The sequence below is a fragment of the Bernardetia sp. genome (assembly GCF_020630935.1).
Lineage (GTDB): Bacteria > Bacteroidota > Bacteroidia > Cytophagales > Bernardetiaceae > Bernardetia.
The window spans coordinates 1-16089 of the sequence record NZ_JAHDIG010000039.1; the positions used below are offsets into that span (position 1 = coordinate 1).

General features: G+C 33.2%; 12 protein-coding genes. 6 read left to right on the forward strand and 6 right to left on the reverse strand.

The window, feature by feature from the left end; genetic code table 11:
• Positions 1-306 precede the first annotated feature (306 nt).
• Complete coding sequence (locus QZ659_RS11840; protein ID WP_291726031.1) at positions 307-1407, forward strand: tetratricopeptide repeat protein; 1101 nt, start codon at positions 307-309, stop codon at positions 1405-1407.
• Positions 1408-1483: 76 nt separating this feature from the next.
• Here the strand turns inward: QZ659_RS11840 and hisB are convergent, their stop codons facing one another.
• The 3 genes from hisB to QZ659_RS11855 all read right to left on the reverse strand — a co-directional run bounded on the left by hisB (position 1484) and on the right by QZ659_RS11855 (position 4860).
• Positions 1484-2629: a bifunctional histidinol-phosphatase/imidazoleglycerol-phosphate dehydratase HisB gene (gene hisB / locus QZ659_RS11845; RefSeq protein ID WP_291726032.1), complete on the reverse strand. Its 1146-nt coding sequence runs from the start codon at positions 2627-2629 to the stop codon at positions 1484-1486.
• A 65-nt stretch (positions 2630-2694) separates the two neighbouring features.
• Complete coding sequence (gene folK, locus QZ659_RS11850; protein ID WP_291726033.1) at positions 2695-3189, reverse strand: 2-amino-4-hydroxy-6-hydroxymethyldihydropteridine diphosphokinase; 495 nt, start codon at positions 3187-3189, stop codon at positions 2695-2697.
• Between the two features lie 78 nt (positions 3190-3267).
• Entirely contained in the window at positions 3268-4860 is a 1593-nt protein-coding gene (locus QZ659_RS11855) for a hypothetical protein (RefSeq protein WP_291726034.1), read from the reverse strand.
• A gap of 310 nt (positions 4861-5170) precedes the next feature.
• Here QZ659_RS11855 and QZ659_RS11860 point away from each other — a divergent pair, with 310 nt between their 5' ends.
• Positions 5171-6535, forward strand: a complete 1365-nt coding sequence (locus tag QZ659_RS11860) for a hypothetical protein (protein WP_291726035.1) — start codon at positions 5171-5173, stop codon at positions 6533-6535.
• 11 nt (positions 6536-6546) lie between these two features.
• On the forward strand, positions 6547-7485 hold the full coding sequence (locus tag QZ659_RS11865) for an alpha/beta hydrolase family protein (protein WP_291726065.1): 939 nt from the start codon (positions 6547-6549) through the stop codon (positions 7483-7485).
• Between the two features lie 269 nt (positions 7486-7754).
• On the opposite strand, the gene QZ659_RS11870 is transcribed toward QZ659_RS11865, so the two are convergent.
• Positions 7755-8213: a nucleoside deaminase gene (locus tag QZ659_RS11870; protein ID WP_291726036.1), complete on the reverse strand. Its 459-nt coding sequence runs from the start codon at positions 8211-8213 to the stop codon at positions 7755-7757.
• A 336-nt stretch (positions 8214-8549) separates the two neighbouring features.
• Between QZ659_RS11870 and QZ659_RS11875 the strand changes: the two genes are divergently transcribed.
• The 3 genes from QZ659_RS11875 (at position 8550) to QZ659_RS11885 (ending at position 14560) form a co-directional block, all read left to right on the forward strand.
• Positions 8550-9227, forward strand: coding sequence for an RNA polymerase sigma factor (locus QZ659_RS11875; RefSeq protein WP_291726037.1), 678 nt, complete (start codon positions 8550-8552; stop codon positions 9225-9227).
• Positions 9228-9317: 90 nt separating this feature from the next.
• Positions 9318-9593, forward strand: a complete 276-nt coding sequence (locus tag QZ659_RS11880) for a hypothetical protein (RefSeq protein WP_291726038.1) — start codon at positions 9318-9320, stop codon at positions 9591-9593.
• Positions 9594-10021: 428 nt separating this feature from the next.
• Positions 10022-14560, forward strand: coding sequence for a tail fiber domain-containing protein (locus QZ659_RS11885; protein ID WP_291726039.1), 4539 nt, complete (start codon positions 10022-10024; stop codon positions 14558-14560).
• Positions 14561-14600: 40 nt separating this feature from the next.
• On the opposite strand, the gene QZ659_RS11890 is transcribed toward QZ659_RS11885, so the two are convergent.
• Entirely contained in the window at positions 14601-15461 is an 861-nt protein-coding gene (locus QZ659_RS11890; protein ID WP_291726040.1) for a geranylgeranylglycerol-phosphate geranylgeranyltransferase, read from the reverse strand.
• A gap of 357 nt (positions 15462-15818) precedes the next feature.
• Entirely contained in the window at positions 15819-16082 is a 264-nt protein-coding gene (locus tag QZ659_RS11895; protein ID WP_291726041.1) for a NifU family protein, read from the reverse strand.
• Positions 16083-16089 lie beyond the last annotated feature (7 nt).

Consider the following 16089-nt stretch of genomic DNA (forward strand, 5'->3'; position numbering starts at 1 on the left):
AGAACAGCGCAAAACAATAGCCAAAATTCAAAGTTTTATGGGACAAGATAAGGGTTCTATCTTGTGCTTACCGTTTTTCAGGTCTTAAACAACTTGTCACTGTTCTGTGGCTCACAGAACAGCAAATATCTATTGATATTCAGTACTCTAATGAGATAGACATTCTTTCTAAAAGGATGTCTATTTTTTATTTTCCAATACTACAATAACATCCAATTTCTCCTGTTTTATGTATTTGTAACTTGAAATTGTACATTTATTCGTACTTTTAGAAATTATCTATTTACTCCTTATCTTATTTTATCTATGAAGTTATTACAACCCAAGTTATTTGCTTTTTCGCTCTTTTTCTGTTTGTTTTTTATGAGTTTTTCTAGTCTGTATGCCCAAGATGCTAATCAGCTTTTGCAAGAAGGAATAGCTCTGCACGACAAAGGAAAATACAATGAAGCCTTAAAAAAATATGAAGAAGCTCTCAAAATAGTTCCTAAATCGCCAGTTATTCTCTATGAAATGGCACTTACCTATTTTCACAAACGAGACTATAAGACGGCTATCAAGTATAGTGATAAGGTTATTAAATCTAACTCCACAAGTACAGAACAAGGCTATATTATTAAAGGCTCTGCATTAGATATGCTCGGAAAGACCAAAAAGTCTATCAAATTGCTTGATGGTGCAGCTAAAAAATACCCTCAGAATCATCTAATACGCTACAATCTTGCTCTCAATTATTATAAAATAGGAGACTTAAAGAAAGCTGAAGAAGAACTGATGAACTCTATTGGTCTGAATCCAGAGCATGCTAGTAGTCACCTCATACTTGGTTTTGTAGAGTATGATAGGGGACGAAAAATTCCTAGTATGATGGCTTTAAATTTTTTCTTGCTTTTAGAACCTTCATCCCAGAGGTCAGAAAAAGCATTCGAAATATTACAAAAACAACTTGTAGGTAATGTAAAGAAAAATGGGAATAATGAGTTTACGATTAATATTGGAGGAGCAAAAGATGATGAGTTTACAGTCATTGAGATGGCAATGTCATTAGTCAATGCTACAAAAGCTATGTATTCTAGCAAAGAATTAGAAGATTCTATCAATGAAAAACTAGAAGAAAACGACAGCACCAAAACAGAAAAAATAGTGTTGTTTGATGACTTAGATACAGAAGAAGGAAAATTCAGATTTAATACAAAAAGTTTTTTTAGTCTCTTAGAGTCTAAGGATAATAAAGAAAATATTTGGTGGTCGTTGTATGCACCTATTTTTCATGCACTCTCAGAGTCTGAGCATCTGGAAACATACTGTTACTGGGTTAGTCAGTCTTCTAGTGAAAAGGCTGCCAAGTGGGTAGAGGAAAACACAGAAAAAGTAACAGAGCTTAAAAAGTGGTTGGCTAGAAACTAAAAATAAAACCCTCTTTGATGGTTGCGTTTGAACCTCAACGAGGGTTTATTATTTAAAATTTTTTGTAGAGGATTTGTTACAAAACTCCTTTTGTAGAAGGCAATTCGGAAGAGCCTGTATGAGTTTTTGCCATTTTTAGGGCTTTAGCAAAAGCTTTAAAGATGGCTTCAATTTTATGATGCTCGTTAGCTCCTTCGTTTGGTTCTGCCTTGATATTGATATTTGATTTTGATGTATCACTAAGCGATTTGAAGAAGTGCATAAACATTTCTGTCGGAACATCTCCAATTTTTTCTCGCTTAAAATCAGCTTCCCAAACTAGCCATGGTCTGCCTCCAAAATCAAGGGCAACTTGTGCCAAAACTTCGTCCATTGGCAGACAAAAACCATAGCGTTCGATACCTCGTTTGTTTCCAAAGGCTTTCAAAAGAGCTTCCCCAAGAGCTAAAGCTGTATCTTCGATAGTGTGATGCTCGTCTATATGCAAATCTCCTTTAGTCTGAATTTTCAAATCTACTTCTCCATGTTTGGCAATTTGCTCTAACATGTGGTCAAAAAAGGCAAGACCCGTATGGATGTCTGCTTTTCCTGTGCCATCCAAATCTATTTCTATATCAATATCTGTTTCTTTGGTTGTGCGTTTTACTTTTCCGATTCTTGAACCAAATTTTGCCTGTGGAGCAAGTAAAAAGTCTTTTATTGCTGTCCAGTCTTCACTTACGAAAGTACAAGTTTTAGCAAGCTCTGGATTTTCTTCCTTGATTTTTTTATCATCTTCTGCAATCAAAATTCCTTTACAACCTAAGTTTTTAGCTAGTTGAATATCACTAAATCTGTCACCTAAAACAAAAGAATTTTGTATATCAAAGTTAGGGTTGTTTAGATAATGTTTTACTAATCCAATTTCTGGCTTACGATTAGGCGATTTTTCATGAGGAAACGTTTTGTCAATTAAAATTTCATCGAACACGATGCCTTCATTTTCTAGCGTTTTGAGCATTTTGTTGTGGGCAGGATGAAACGTATGTTCTGGAAAACTTACTGTTCCTAATCCATCTTGATTTGTTACCATCACAAAATGATACTCGTTGCTGGCTTTTAGTTCATAAAGGTTTCTCAAAACGGTTGGCAGAAACTCTAGTTTTTCCAATGAATCTATCTGTTCATCGGCAGGTTCTTTTATGATAGTGCCGTCACGGTCTATAAAGAGAATTTTTTTCATTTTATAAATGTAGGGTAGTGAATAGTTGAGAATAGAATACAAAAATAATAGAAAATAACCAGTTTTTATCTGCTTTCTACTAATTGCAACTCCACTGGCAAATCATCTTCACATGTTTCCAAAAGCTCTTGATTCGTCTTTTTCAAAGTAGGATGAACAAAATTAGGTGCAATTTCAGCCAAAGGAACAAGTGTAAAACGACGCTGATGTAAAAATGGATGAGGTATTTTTAAATTTTCTTCATCTACAACCTCATTTTCATAGTAGAGAATATCAATGTCTATCGTACGAGCATACCATTTCTGATAACGCTTTCTACCTAATTTTTTCTCTATTTCATTTATCTGAGTGAGAGTTTTTTGAGAAGAGAGTAAAGACGAAACTTCCACCACTTGATTGAGAAAAGCAGGCTGATTTTCTACGCCCCACGCTGCCGTTTGATAGATAGAAGAAACCTTCTGTATTGTTCCTATTTGCACAGAAATATACTCTCTTGCTGCTGCAAGATTCTCATTTCTATCTCCTAGATTTCCTCCTAACAATAAAAAAATAGTTTTCATTTTATTTAAAACAAAAACGAGAATAACTTTTTGATAGGGTTATCCTCGTTTTTTGTATGAGTTTTTGATTTTGTGGTTTTACTCTACCTTGAAGTAATAAATTCTTCGACTTATTTTACCTGAAATATCTTCTGCTTGTATCGTAAGAGTATAAACAGTACCACTCCTTATACCATCTTCTACTGTAAATGGAACATATTGTTTCGTTGGATCATTAATATCGATAATATTTCTAGCTACAAAGTTAATTTCAACAGAGTTTATATCATTTAATTGTCCTATTGTAATTGGAGATCCTTGTTCCTTTTGCCAAGTAGCTACGTAATTTTTCAATATTGAAAGATCAATAATTTTATCAAATAACCTATAAGTAGTACCTGCCAAAATATTTGTTGTATCTGAACCAATAGGAATTAGTTCACTTGAATTATCCTTACCAATATTATTGACGTTTATACTAGGGGCTGCATTTTCTATGATTCTAATAACTGTCTCTTGAGTAGTAGGAGCATTACCAGCAGTGTCAGTAGCTACTGTAATAATTTTGTACATGTCTCCTTTTTGTGCATCAGAGGGGATAGGTACGATAGAATCATTAAAAGAGGTAATAATAGTGTCAGATTTATTAATATCTATAAGACTATAAAAAGGATTATTTTCTTGACTATCAAAATAAATAAATAAGTCTTTTAGTTTACCATCATTATCAAGAGAACTTGATTCGAGTTTATCAATTACTTCTACTCTAGTAATAAATAATTCTTGTCCTTCTATTACTTCTATTTCTCCTTCCTCGTTTATGTTGTTAGGGTTAGTGATAACATTTTTTATCTCTGGACTTTGATCATCACAGTCTACCAAAAAAGAAAAATTAGTTGTGCTAATGTTACCAACACCGTCCCATACTCTAAATATCAAGTTAAGTGTTGTTCTATTAGGCACGGATGGGACTTTAACTTGCTCTCGTTGAAATAGCTCTTTTAATTGTACAGAATTTTGGTTCTCTAAGTCAATAAGAACGGAATCAGAAAATCCTTCAAAACGAGCAGATATTTTGTCTAAAGCAACATTATCACTTACTGAACCTGATATAGGTATGACGCTTCCTCGGCAGGCTTGATACTTTCTATTTGCTTCGTCTAAAAGTATAATATGCAAATTTTCCTCTATATTAAATTCTGAATTCAAATCTATATTTATATTTAAGCCAGAAGGGTCTGGTATAGAATTATCTCCCCCAACAGCAAATGTCCTTTCAATTCTTGTTACATTGGGTTCTTTTCCTTCTGCAGTCTGACGGTCAGTTACGATAAGTCTAAAGTCATATATTCCTGTTTTTGCATCTACTGGAATGGTTTTGATTCTATATTCATTCAAACTCACCAATCTAGCTCTAATGCTATCGCTATCTAAGAATATCGTATCGTTTAGCGTACTACTTCCTGTTCCCGTGTATTCAATCTCTATTCGTACACTTCCAATGCCGAAATTATCTGAAAGAGCAGCATTTAAGAAAATGGTTTCCGTTACGTTATATTCTGATTCTATCGTAAAGTCTCTAACGACAGGAGGCAAAAGGTCTTCAATCGGCACACACCTAAAAAAGCCTACGACAAGACCTAAAAAAAAGAGAGACAGAAAAATATATTTTTTGTAGAAAAATAGGTTCATAAATATTGGCTAAATTTTCTTTGATGGAAAATTGAAAGTAGCTTAACGATTAGAAAACTCATACTTACAAGATAAGTTTCAAAGTTAGGGTTTTATCCTTATCTTAAAGTCTTTTAGATGAGTAACGTTTCTTTTTTTATTAAAAATACGAACAATCAAGCCGAATTTCAAAAAATTAAGTCTTATTTTTGATATTCTTTCTAAGAATTAAAGGAACTGTGTAGAACTGGTGTGTATTATTTTTTATGTAATTCACATACTTGAAGTTGAAGTTTTTACAATTATCCATTGTCCATTTTCAATTAATTAAATGCTTTTTAAAAAAATAATAACTGCTTTTGTCGGACAAACAGATACTAGCGACGGAATTACGATACGCTTTGGCAGATATTCTGATGCACACAAAACATTAGAAAAATATGATGCTTGGGCAAGGTCGACGAGCTTTTTCGAACAAAAAAACTATTTGCAAGCCTATTTAGAGTTTTTTAATTACTTGTTAGATGACGATGAGAGTAATTTGAGTTACGAAACTGTGCAAGTAAACGAAGGTGGAGATATTACAGATTTTAAAATAGATTTTACCCTTCAGCAAGGCTCAAAGATAGTTCGTGGTTTTGCCAATTCGGAAGAGTTTGTTGGAGAAGTGAAGCTCGTAAAGATAAAAGACAACCTACACGTAGCACTTGGACGACGACTGATGGAAATGAATTACGAACTTTTATATAGTGGTTTTTCATTAGATGAAAATGGCGTGATTTGGATTCGTTTCACAACCAATACAGTAGATAGTTTTGCTGGCAAGCTCTACAACGGACTTAGAGAAATTGCAACTCGTTCAGATTCTCAAGACGATTTACTTTTGAGTGAGTTTAAAAATCAGTTGGAAGCTATTGATGACAAACACATCGAATACTTATCAGAAGAGCAGCAACAAGTAAAATTACGCTTTCTGAAAAAATGGATAAAAGAAACTTTAGAAAAAGTAAAGACGCTACACACAGAGAGATTGGCTTCGGCTATATCGTATATGCTCCTTACACTGCTATATAGAATAGATTATTTGCTTACGCCAGAGGGAACACTAACAGCCATTTTAGAAGATATTCATAAAATTGTTTTTTACGACCAAAACCGTTTGCCTGTTCAGAGAAATGACTATGCCATTAAAGAGTTTGAGAAAATATTGACGATGTCAGACAAAGAACTCTTACTCAATTTCTATGAAACCAAATCTACTTTCGGCATAGCAAAACCTGCTTATGAGCAAGATATTAAAGAAATTATAGAAAAACAGTTGCAGGCTGCCCTATGGTTTGAAAAAAATGACCAAGAACATCTTACTCCTTTTGTATTTGAATATATTGCTGGCTATTGTTTGTTTAATTATGGCTTGGCTCGTCCTACAAAAGAGTGCTTACACCTTTATTTTCAAATTATACATGCTGATTTTTTCGATGCACTTGGAGCAAAACATACTTTTGCAGACACTAGAGAAGATGAAACTGTATTAAATAAAAACTTGATTACAAAGCGTATAGATTTTATTTTAGAAACGTGGAGACAGATGTATCCTCATCTTTTTGAAAAAACACCAAAGATTTCATATAAAAACTTTACTAATTTTTCGTCTGATTATTTTTCGTTTGTAAAAGATTTGAAAGTCAGCAACTGAGTAAATTAGCAATTCAAAATTCAGCCGTTTTTGATGTTTTCATCAACGACAAACCTCTCACACACATGAAAAAAATTGAAATAAAATTACCTAATACTTTAGCTCCTGCAAAATCTATTCTTATAGACTATCACGTTCCAGAACAGAGGACAAGTTACAAAACCCCAGTTATTGTTTTTTTACACGGCTTTAAAGGCTTTAAAGATTGGGGAGCTTTCGACCAGCTTGCACAAATATGGACACAAAAAGGTTTTTTGGTTTTTAAAGTCAGTTTTTCACACAATGGAACAACTGCTGAAAACCCTGTAGATTTTGAAGATTTGGAAGCCTTCGGACAAAATACCATAACAAAAGAACTTTCTGATACAGCTACAGTAATAAATTTTATTTACAACAAAAATTCAGACCTGCCAAAACGCAATATAGAAGATATTCGTCTGGTTGGGCATAGCAGAGGAGGAAGCACAGCTATTATTTATGCGTCGAAAGACCAGAGAATTAAAAAAGTAATTACACTTTCAGCCGTTAGCGATTTAGAAAAACGTTATTTCAATGAGCAAAACAAAAAGCAATGGCATTCAAAAGGTGTTGTAATTATCAAAAACGGACGAACCAATCAAGATATGCCTTTATTTGAATCTTTTTACGAAGATTTTAAAAAGCAACCTCAAAACTACTCTGTAAAAGATGCCACAGAAAAATTAGCAAGAGTAAAAATGCCTCAACTGATTATCCACGGAGCAGACGACCAATCTGTTACACAACAAGATGCAGAAGAGATTTATGAATGGACTAATACAGGTACAAATCCGAACCAAAATGCAAAGCTAGTTTTGATTGAAAAAGCAGACCACACCTATAATACAAAACATCCTAATTTGATAAGCAATATTGAAGAACTACCAACTCCATTCTTAGAAATGGCTAATTTGGTAACCAAATTTGAGTAAAGTATCTCAAAACAGAATATATTTTAGGTGATAATAAGTTAATAAAAGTTAAATTATAAGATGATTTTAACTTGAAGTCAGTTTTAAAATTGTAGAATACAGTTTTGAAATTGACTTTTTTTTATTTGCTATTATCAAAGAATTTTTCTCATACAAACGGCAAGAAAAAAAAGTGAAAAAAAATTAACTGATAGCAAAATCGTATCATTTGCATTTGCTTTTTAAACCAATTAAGGTTTGGTTGAAAATGGTTTTGTCAAAATAAATAACTAATGACGAAGTTTTTTAAAGAATTTTTTTAATAACTCTTCACATTCTTGCGTCAAGATTTCATTTTCTATTTTTATCTTTTTTGGAAATAATTTTGAATCTGTTAGCACAGAAAAACCACGTTGCAAATCATTTGCCCCATAATAGATTTCCGAAATTTGAGACCACGCCAGCGCACCTGCACACATTACACAGGGTTCAAGGGTTACATACAACTTACAACCTGTCAAATACTTAAAATTTAAGGTATTGGAAGCCGAAGTAATGGCAATAAGTTCTGCGTGAGCAGTTACATCTTGTAGTTTTTCTGTCATATTATGCGCTCTAGCTATTATTGTATTCTCGTGAACGATGATAGCTCCCACAGGAATTTCACCTACTTCAAAACTCTTTTGAGCCTCTTTCAAGGCTTCATACATAAAAAAATCGTGAGAGAAGTTTGTTAAAAAAGTACTCATTTTTGTTATAAATTATTTGTGTAATAAAAATTGTTATAAATACATATAAAATTGATTGCTAAATCGCAAATCAGTCTATTTATTTGTAAAATTAATCGTTAATTATTAATCATTCGTCGAAAATAAAGATTTGTTTACCGATGTAAAGGTTGTGTTTGTCGTAAATGGCACTATTCATGATAAGGGGTTTTGTTTTTTAATTCAATAAATTTTAGGTGTAACTTTTATTTTTAATAAAACGTTGTTATATTTGTCTATATCAAGCAATTATTACAGATGCAGTACGCTTTGTACTTCTGTTTAAAGCAATACCCACTATTAAGCCACGTTAAGAAGATGCAAACTAAGAGTAATTTAAAATCAAAGAAAATAACGAATAAGGTCAAGAAGCAAATAGATGCTTTTCCTTTAGAAGATTTACTACAAGCAGACGATAGCCAACTCATCAGTTTATACAAAGCTGGTAACGACAATGCTTTTGCTGTTTTGCTCAATCGCCATAAAAATAGAATTTTTACTATTCTTATTACGATTGTAAAAGATACTTATATCGCAGAAGATTTGATGCAAGAGGCATTTATAAAAGTAGTAGATACTATTCGTTTGGGCAAATACAATGAAGAGGGTAAATTTTTGCCTTGGTTGTCTCGTATTGCTCACAACTTGGGAATAGATTACTTTAGAAAGCAAAAACGCTACCCTACCATTACCGTAGAAGACGGTAGTACGGTTTTTAATACTATAGAATTTACTCAAAAATCTTCGGAAGAAGCTCATATAGAGCAAGAGATTTGTGAGAATTTGAAAAAACATGTTCGTCAGCTTCCTGATGCTCAAAGAGAAGTCTTGATTATGCGTCAGTACTTTAATATGAGTTTTCAAGAAATTGCAGATGCAACACATGTTAGTATAAATACTGCTTTGGGAAGAATGCGTTATGCTCTTATCAATCTTAGAAAACTTATGGAGGCAAGTGAAGAGATGAATAAAAATCTAAATAAACTTACTCATTAAGCATAATCGTTGGAAGGGATTGAATACGAGCTTACAATCAGGACAACTCAAAAAAACAAAGGTTATTCTACCATATAAGCTAAAAAGCGTATGAAAAATCCAATCCTATCAGAAAATCATAACTTATCATCTATTCTGAAAGAAAATAATTTTCAAGAATTACAAAATATGATAGTACGTTATGTGTACAAAGAAACATCATCCATAGAAAATACAGACATAGAATCATTGCTTCAATCAAACGAAAAATTAAAACAATTTTTTTATGAGGTAGTAAATTTAAAGAAGCAAATGGATGATTGTCAAACAAGGCACAAACCATCAAATAATGTAATAGAAAAAATACTTAGTTATTCTAAGAATTAGAATTAAAAATCTGCTTTTGAAATAAATAAAAAACCTTTGCTTAGTGGGTAGGCAAAGGTTTTTTTATGGAAAAATTTTAAGTAAGCATCTAAAGATAAAACCGAATAAAGTACTGGACATCCATAGATATTTGTTGTCCTGCGAGTCACAGAACAGGGAAAAGTACCGTTCGTTGGTGTTTTAGCAAAGCGACTCCAACAACTTTTTATATTTATGTCCAGTACTCTAAAAACCGAACTTTTGAATTTGTGGGTACGTTGTTATAAATATTGTTATGAAAAAAATGTAAATTAGTGTAATCATATACACAGATAAAAACTATTTTTATCAAACTTATTAATTAATTAAATATCAATACTACTTCTATGAATCTGTACTACTCATTATTACATCAAACTAACCATTTAAAAAGGAGTGGTTTAGTAAAAATGGCATTGCTGATAGCAGTGTTTACTTGTTTGTTTGTTGCTACACTGCAAGCCCAAACACCATCACAACAAATTACCTATCAAGGAAAACTGGTAGAAAATGGAATTCCTTTTTCAGGTTCTGTAACGATGGTATTCGAACTTATCAATCCCACGACTAACGCTATTGAATGGACTGAAACACAGACGGTAAATGTGGAAGACGGACTCTATTCTGTTGTTTTAGGTACTGATGCTCCTTTTGCTCCCAATTTTTTTGTAAACAATCCTACTTTGGGCTTACGGGTAAGCGTAAATGGAAATACACTAACCCCTCTTACTGTTTTGCGTGCTGTTCCGTATGCACATGCAGCACGTTCAGTAGCCAATAATTCCATAACCTCTATAAAAATAGATAATGGAACTATTCAAACCATAGATATAGCGAGTGGAGGACAAAATAAAATTTTGGGGACGAATGCCAATGGAGACGTAGTTTGGATTGATAGAAGTGCAGCCTCTGTACCAACTGGAACAGCAGGAGGAGATTTGACAGGGACTTTTCCCAATCCTACTATTGCAAATGATGTCATCGATTCTACTAATATAGTTAATGGTTCTATTAATGGGAATGACATAGCTGATGGAACTATTAATAGGCTAGATTTAGAAGATAATGCCGTTACAGAACCAAAAATTGCAGATAATGCTATAACAAGTAATAAAATAATTAATGGAAGTATCAAAGCAGAAGATATGGAAGCAGGAGGAGTAAATGAAGTACTATCAACCAATGCTAGTAACATAGTAGAATGGCAGCCTATTTCTTCTTTGGAAACTGACCCCAAAGTAGGGACTTTATCAGATGGTTCTGTTCCTCGTTGGGACAACACAAATCAAGAGTTAATAAATGGTTCTATTACAGATGATGGAAGTGATGTTGAGGTGAATCCAAGTGCTGATTTTTCTGTAAATGCAGGGGGAGAGGTTTCACTAAGTTCTAGTGGAAATGTAAGTATAAATTCTACTACTACTACTATTAGCCAAAATTTGAGTATAGGTGATAGCTTGATATTAAACTCTCATAGTGTAAATAATATTGCAACTTCTATAGGTAGTCCGACAAGTAATCTAAACTTAGTAACAGAAGCAGCTGTAGAAAATTATGTTGCTACTCAGCTTAGTGGTGCTGCTTTGAGTTCTGGAAATGGAATCACCATTAGTCCAAGTCCAAGCAATCAAATAAATTTAGGAGGAGCTTTAACTGGACCCACTACGATTGATTTGAATAATCAGAACTTTGTTTTCTCAACTGCTAGTGGTTCTCCATCTAATTTGTCTATCATAAACGCTCCCTTTAGCGTTACAGATGGAGCAAATGCTTCATTTTTTACTAGTACCAATAGTGGAACATATACAACAAATTCATATCTAACAAATCTAGTGGGTAGCAAATTTGATATTAGAAATCAAGCGACAAATACAAGTATATTTCAAATTATTAAAACAACTTCAGAAAGAATTGATTCAGATTTAGTTTTAGGACAAACTACAGAAAACACAGGTGGAACTATAAATATTGTAGCGCAAACCACAACAAGTGGGAGTGATTTTTATAAAGGAGCTAGTCTAAATCTACAAGGAGGTGAAACCTCTAATACCAAAGGGGGAGATCTATATTTAAAAGGAGGAGGTTTTGCTGCCAGTACAGGAACTATCGGAACAGTTTTTCTACAAGACAATGGAGGAAATGTAGAAATTGGAGATGATGTCAATCTAGATTCTAAGTTGCTTTTAAATGGGTGGTTAAATTTGCCAGATATTTCTACCATACCTATTGGTTCAAATAATTTATATGCACAAACTGGAAATTTATTTTGGAATGGAAGTCAAATCGTTACAAGCAGTACACTAACTGATGGTAATGGAACTACTGCTGCAGGTAATCACATAAACTTAGGAGGAACATTTGGAAGTGATATAGACCTTATTGGCAATGGAACAAGTTTATTTAATTTAGATTTAGGAACTGCTACTGATTTTAATGGAAGTTCTATCACACTCAAAGCTGCTGATGCTGGAGAAACCTTTTCTGGACCTTCTCTTCAAGGTGGAAATGTAAATATAACAGCAGGTAATGAAATTAGTGGTAATGGTAATGGAATAGGAGGAAATGTGAACATAACTGCTGGAACAGGGGATTCAGGAGACGGAGGAATATTTCTTTCTGGTGATACTGATATATCAGGAACTACAACCCTAGGTAGCGATTTGAGTGTTCAAGGTAACACAACAATAGGCAGTTTTACTAATAATAGACCAATATTTCTTAATGGACGCTTGAACTTATCTAATATATCTGCACCTACTGGAACTAATAATTTATATGCGAATGGTGGAGATTTATTTTGGGATGGACAAAACATTTCTGCTGGAGCTACAAATCCTTGGCTTTTTCAAGGAAGTAATATTTATTATGATTTAGGAAATGTAGGTATTGGAAACTTCACTTCTGCACTACCAAATGCTGATTTACACATACGAAGTTTAGGAACAGAAGCTGAAATGAGAATAGCAACTTTAGTAGGAGCAGCTAATTTAAATGATGCTTCCAAAATTGTACTCAGAACAGCTAGAAGAAGCGTTACAGACAATGAGCAGGATATAGCAGATAATCAATTACTTGGTAAAATTATTTTTGAAGGCTACAATGGAAGTTTTCAAGAAGGAGCTAAAATAGAAACTCGTCTTTTAAATTTCGCTAATTCTAAAAATGAACTTAGCTTTCACGTAGATGGAAATAAAAAAATGAATATTGCAGATAATGCAATGCAAATAACGCTTGTTCCACAGGCTGAATTTATTATTGAAGATGATGAGGCTACACCTAATGAATTGTTGTTTTTAGGAAGGGATGCAGTTGGAGTGAATGAATTTGAGGTTCAATTAGCTAGTGTAGATATAGGTTCTTCGTCTTTCGGTGGAAGCATAGAATTAAAAGCTCAAGATATAACAGATGGAGTTAATATCTATGAAGGAGCGAAATTAGACTTACAGGGAGCAGATGCAGATGGATCTCTTAGAGGAGGAGATGTGTTTTTAGATGCAGGAGCAGGAGATGGAAATCAAGGAACAGTATTTCTACAGTTTTTTAATGAGGGAAATGTAGAAATAGGAAGAGGAGAGTCTGAACTTCAAGTAAACGGCTTAATTAATATGCCAAATTTTGGAGGTGTTACACCTATATCTGGTAATTTCTTATATGCAGATGGAGGAAACCTGTTCTGGGGAAATCAAGACCTCTCTGGTGGAGCTTCTTTGTGGCAAGAATTAGGTGGAGATGTAATAAGACAAAGTAAAGTAGGAATAGGAGACTTTTCGACAGTAGCTGATGCCGACTTACATATTAAGAGAGAAGGAACAGGATTGCCTGCAAATATTAAACTTTCTAGTGCTAATGGTTCTGCTGGTTCTCCTGCTGGACTTGCAATAACTGATAAGATAGGAGAAGTAGTTTTTAATGGATATAATGGCTCTACTTTTCAAGATGTAGGAAGAATAGAAATGGTTACTACTGCTATTTCTCCTTCTTTGGAGGCTGAGATGAGCTTTTATACAAATGGAGTAGAAAATATGAGGATAAGAAGTAATGGCTTGGTAAACATGGGAACAACAACAGGAACAGCAAAGCTGAATGTGCAAAATAATGGAGATGTATTATCTCTAGTAGGAACTAATACTGCAAGTACAATCAACACACTGGAAGCATCATCAGTAGGACAGTCTAGGGCTGCTTTTTTTAGTAGAACAGGTACAGGAAACATATCACCACAACCTATAGTCCTCATAAACGAAGGTAACAATGATAGTTCAGCACCTACCCTGCGTATCAATGGTGGCAACACAAGTACAGCAGCTCTTTCTGTAAACTCTAGAAGTACAATAGGAACACAAAGAATATTGACACTTCAAAATAGTGGTGTAGATAGGTTTTTTGTCGAAAATAATGGAGATGTAGATATCGCAGGAGACTTAAATGTTGCAGGAACAACAACAAATAGTCCTTTCTCTAGTGATATGCGCTATAAAACACAAATAAGTACACTTAATAATTCTCTTCAAAATATCTTATCTTTACGTGGAACTCAGTATTTTTGGAAGAACAAGGAAAAAAGAGGTAACAGATTACAATTTGGTGTAATTGCACAAGAAGTAGAAGAGGTTTTTCCTAATTTGGTACGTACAGATTCAGAAGGATTTAAGTCTGTTCACTATATAGATTTAATTCCTGTCTTGATAGAAGCGACTAAAGAGCAGCAAACTATCATAGAGAACCAAAAAGAGGAAATCCAAACACAAAAGTCTGAAATAGAAATGCTCAAAAAGCAGCTTTCAGAGCTTAAAACATTAGTTGCTTCTCTTGAAGAAAACCAAAATGCTAATTCTACTCTAGCTAAGAAAGTAGAGCAACTAGAAAAGCAACTCACAGCGTTGGTAGATTCTCTTAGTAAAAAGACAGAAACGAATGTACAGACAGCTTCTTTGAAAGAGGATGAATAAAATACAAACCCTAAGGGGCTTCAAGACCCTTAGGGTTTTATTAATATACGACCATTCCCAAAATTCCTACAAGCATCATAATTTTACAAAACAAACTTAGTTTTTTATAAGAAACAGAATGTGCATTATTCAGCTTAATCATAAAAAATAGTATCAGACTTATCATTATAATTTTATGTGTCGTATTTGAAACTGTATTGGGAACAAAAAATATGGAAAGAAGTATTGAGAAAATCAGCAAAGTAGAAAGAATATAGAGAAACCAATGGCTTTTCTGTTTTCCCAACTGAATGGCAGAAGTAAAGCTGTTTTGAAAAACGTCTCCCTTCCAGTCTTCCAAATCTTTGACAATTTCCCTAAGCATAGATAGAAAAAATGCCCACAGGCTAAAAAAGTAAATAGAAACAGGAATAGAAGATTCTAAAATACTAACAATAAAAATCGAAAAAGCTGTCAGAAAGGAAACTAAAATTGGTTTTAAAATTCCTACTTTCTTACTGTATTTAGCATAAAAAATGAGTATCAAGATACTTAGTAAAACTGAAAAACCAATTTTTAAATTAATAACAAATCCTATAAAAATAGAGACTCCAAATAAAATAAAGCTAAAAAAATAGAGTAAAGAAAGATTTTTTTCTGTAAACTGACTACGCTCAGGAGTATTAATGGCATCTATTTTTCTATCAAAACAATCGTTTAAAATATAGCCTCCTGCTGCGCTCAAAACAGTAGCCAAAACAATCAGATAAAAATTTATGTACTGATTTTGATTAAATAATTTTGAAATACAAAGTGAATGGTTTAATAAAAAAACACTACTTAGTGTTTGCGTAAGAACAATGAGAAATAAATTGAGAGGGCGAAATGCAGCAATCAGAGAAGAGCTAAAAAAAAATTCCATAAAGCTATATGATTATTTGTGTAGGGATAAGGCTTGCCTCATTCGAAACCATACAAGAAATAATCCTTTTTTGAAACTTGTGAGGGAAGCAATGCCTCCCCCTCAAGGCTTTCAACCAGCTATGAAAAAGCTTAGAAATTTTCTTATACCAAGTATAAGTATATTTCTATTCTCAAATGTATGATTTGATACTGATAATTGCAAGCTATTTCTTAAAATTTGGTTAAAAAATTGAAATTATTTTATATTATACCTAATTAAAGTTCAAATACACAAGGTTATACAATCTTTCCAACAAACCAACGATAAAACTTTTTTGAGTAAGTTCTCTTCTGTTTTGCTTACATTTTAAGTTTTCTAAACAGCTACATTTTTTTGTTCTCTACCTGTTAGGTTGATAGCCTCAACACTTTTTATTTCTTCTACTTCGTTTAAAATCGCTTGTTCTATGCCTGTTTTGAGGGTAATAGGAGAAATAGAACAAGAACCACATGCTCCAATCATTTCTACTTTTACTATTCCATCCTCTGTAATTTCTACTACTTTTACATCTCCTCCATCTGCTTTCAAATAAGGACGTACTGTGTCCAACGCTTTTTCTACTCTTTCTGTTAAACTCATAATGGTA

What these genes read in the sequence shown, in the direction of transcription:
- folK (WP_291726033.1), bottom strand. Translation starts at nt 3,189, where the DNA reads ATGAAAACTATTTTTTTATTGTTAGGAGGAAATCTAGGAGATAGAAAT.
- QZ659_RS11855 (WP_291726034.1), bottom strand. Translation starts at nt 4,860, where the DNA reads ATGAACCTATTTTTCTACAAAAAATATATTTTTCTGTCTCTCTTTTTT.
- QZ659_RS11840 (WP_291726031.1), top strand. Translation starts at nt 307, where the DNA reads ATGAAGTTATTACAACCCAAGTTATTTGCTTTTTCGCTCTTTTTCTGT.
- hisB (WP_291726032.1), bottom strand. Translation starts at nt 2,629, where the DNA reads ATGAAAAAAATTCTCTTTATAGACCGTGACGGCACTATCATAAAAGAA.
- QZ659_RS11870 (WP_291726036.1), bottom strand. Translation starts at nt 8,213, where the DNA reads ATGAGTACTTTTTTAACAAACTTCTCTCACGATTTTTTTATGTATGAA.
- QZ659_RS11890 (WP_291726040.1), bottom strand. Translation starts at nt 15,461, where the DNA reads ATGGAATTTTTTTTTAGCTCTTCTCTGATTGCTGCATTTCGCCCTCTC.
- QZ659_RS11875 (WP_291726037.1), top strand. Translation starts at nt 8,550, where the DNA reads ATGCAAACTAAGAGTAATTTAAAATCAAAGAAAATAACGAATAAGGTC.
- QZ659_RS11860 (WP_291726035.1), top strand. Translation starts at nt 5,171, where the DNA reads ATGCTTTTTAAAAAAATAATAACTGCTTTTGTCGGACAAACAGATACT.
- QZ659_RS11880 (WP_291726038.1), top strand. Translation starts at nt 9,318, where the DNA reads ATGAAAAATCCAATCCTATCAGAAAATCATAACTTATCATCTATTCTG.
- QZ659_RS11895 (WP_291726041.1), bottom strand. Translation starts at nt 16,082, where the DNA reads ATGAGTTTAACAGAAAGAGTAGAAAAAGCGTTGGACACAGTACGTCCT.
- QZ659_RS11885 (WP_291726039.1), top strand. Translation starts at nt 10,022, where the DNA reads ATGGCATTGCTGATAGCAGTGTTTACTTGTTTGTTTGTTGCTACACTG.